This is a genomic window from Mycobacterium hubeiense (genome assembly GCF_002838065.1).
Classification (GTDB): domain Bacteria; phylum Actinomycetota; class Actinomycetes; order Mycobacteriales; family Mycobacteriaceae; genus Mycobacterium; species Mycobacterium hubeiense.
The window spans coordinates 1-1,676 of sequence record NZ_PIZU01000103.1 but is presented as its reverse complement, the minus strand read 5'-3'; the positions used below and the strand labels follow the sequence as shown (position 1 = coordinate 1,676).

General features: G+C 65.0%; 2 protein-coding genes and 1 tRNA gene. 1 reads left to right on the top strand and 2 read right to left on the bottom strand.

Translation table 11 applies throughout. The features are described 5' to 3' along the window. Nucleotides 1-56 precede the first annotated feature (56 nt). Nucleotides 57-1,028, top strand: coding sequence for an esterase family protein (locus CWS39_RS28135; RefSeq protein WP_102146099.1), 972 nt, complete (start codon nt 57-59; stop codon nt 1,026-1,028). A gap of 105 nt (nt 1,029-1,133) precedes the next feature. Here CWS39_RS28135 and CWS39_RS28795 read toward each other — a convergent pair whose 3' ends face one another. Together CWS39_RS28795 and CWS39_RS28130 are read right to left on the bottom strand one after the other, a co-directional pair. After that, nucleotides 1,134-1,532: a hypothetical protein gene (locus CWS39_RS28795; protein ID WP_142386982.1), complete on the bottom strand. Its 399-nt coding sequence runs from the start codon at nt 1,530-1,532 to the stop codon at nt 1,134-1,136. 29 nt (nt 1,533-1,561) lie between these two features. Continuing rightward, nucleotides 1,562-1,637 (bottom strand) — tRNA-Lys (locus tag CWS39_RS28130). Nucleotides 1,638-1,676: the final 39 nt, after the last annotated feature.

The window sequence follows — 1,676 nt, the reverse complement described above, 5'->3', positions numbered from 1 at the left end:
TTCGCGCCGCCCACTCACCCTGGGTATTTTCCGGTCAGTGATGGGGGTTGGTTGCGGTGGTCAAGTTCTCTGTGAAATTGCGTGGATGGTCGCGACGGGGGCTCGTCGCGGCGATTGCGGCGGCCCTGCTGCCGGGGCTGGTCGGTGCCGTCGGCGGGACGGCGACCGCGGGGGCGTGGTCACGGCCCGGTCTGCCCGTCGAAACGCTGATGGTCCCGTCGCCGTCGATGGGCCGGGACATCAAGGTGCAGTTCCAGGGCGGCGGGCCGCACGCGGTCTATTTGCTCGACGGGCTGCGTGCTCGCGAGGACTTCAACGGCTGGGACATCGAGACCCAGGCGTTCGAGTGGTTCTACGAGTCGGGCCTGTCGGTGGTGATGCCGGTGGGCGGCCAGTCGAGCTTCTACAGCGACTGGCAGCGTCCGGCCTGCGGGAGCGGCGGCTGCCGGACCTATATGTGGGAGACGTTCCTGACCCAGGAGCTGCCCCAGTGGCTGGCCGCCAACAAGGGGATTTCGACCACCGGCAACGCGGTCGTCGGGCTGTCGATGGCCGGGAATTCGGCGCTGATCCTCGCGGCGTATCACCCCGCCCAGTTCATCTACGCAGGGTCGCTGTCGGCCTTCCCGAACCCGTCAGCCGGCGAATGGCCGTTCCTGATCGGCTTGGCGATGGGTGATGCGGGCGGTTATCGGGCGGAGGACATGTGGGGCCCGCCAGGCAGCCCGGCGTGGGTTCGCAATGACCCGACGGTGCAGATCCCGCGGCTGATCGCCAACAACACGCGGATCTGGTTCTACAGCGGCAGCGGTGTCCCCGGCGAGTTCGGTGGCGCCGACCTGCCGGCGACGTTCCTGGAAGGCAATTTCGCGTTGCGGGCCAACCAGGCGTGGCGGGACGCATACATCGCCCAGGGCGGCAATAACGCCGTCTTCAACTTCCCGCCGACGGGCACACACAGCTGGGGCTATTGGGGCTCACAGCTTCAGCAGATGAAGCCCGACATCCAGCGGACGCTGGGCGCCTGAGCCGTTGTGCCTAGGATTCGAGCCACGACGTGGCACGAATCCTAGGCATAAGCCGCGCGGGCTTCGCGATTGAGCGTTAGGTGGAGAGCGCCCGCTTGGTGTCCATCAGGCTGTTACCTCAAGTCGACGACGAGCTGTGACGCGGCGATGGCAGTTGGCACAGCGAACCTCGCATTTGTCGATCTCGGCTCGTATGGCATCCAGATTCCAGCCTGCGCGAGCCATCGATCCGACGTCACGGAGTTTGATCCCTGTCACGTGATCGAACTCAAGGACTACTGGGTCATCTTCGCCGCAGTCGACGCATGGGTGGGTCTGCAAGTACTGCTGGACGTATGTCTTGGCTGCCGCGATGGCTCTCCGCTTGCCTGCGCGACGTTGAATGTTCTTCTCTGGCGTTCGCCGGTAGTACGCCTTGTTGTATTCGCGGCGGCAATCAGGGCAGTAGGTGCCCGCGAACGCGGGGCGCTGCTGACTACAGCGCGGGCAGCGTTTGGTGAGCATTACCGGCACCGTAACGCCAGGGCCCGACATGGTGCCCCCCGTAGGACTCGAACCTACGACCTATGGATTAAAAGTCCACAGCTCTACCAACTGAGCTAGAGGGGCGGAGCATGTCCCGAGTCTCGTGGAACTTGGGTGACGGTC

Coding starts and splice junctions, on each gene's coding strand:
- CWS39_RS28795 (WP_142386982.1), bottom strand. CDS start 1,532: ATGCTCACCAAACGCTGCCCGCGCTGTAGTCAGCAGCGCCCCGCGTTC.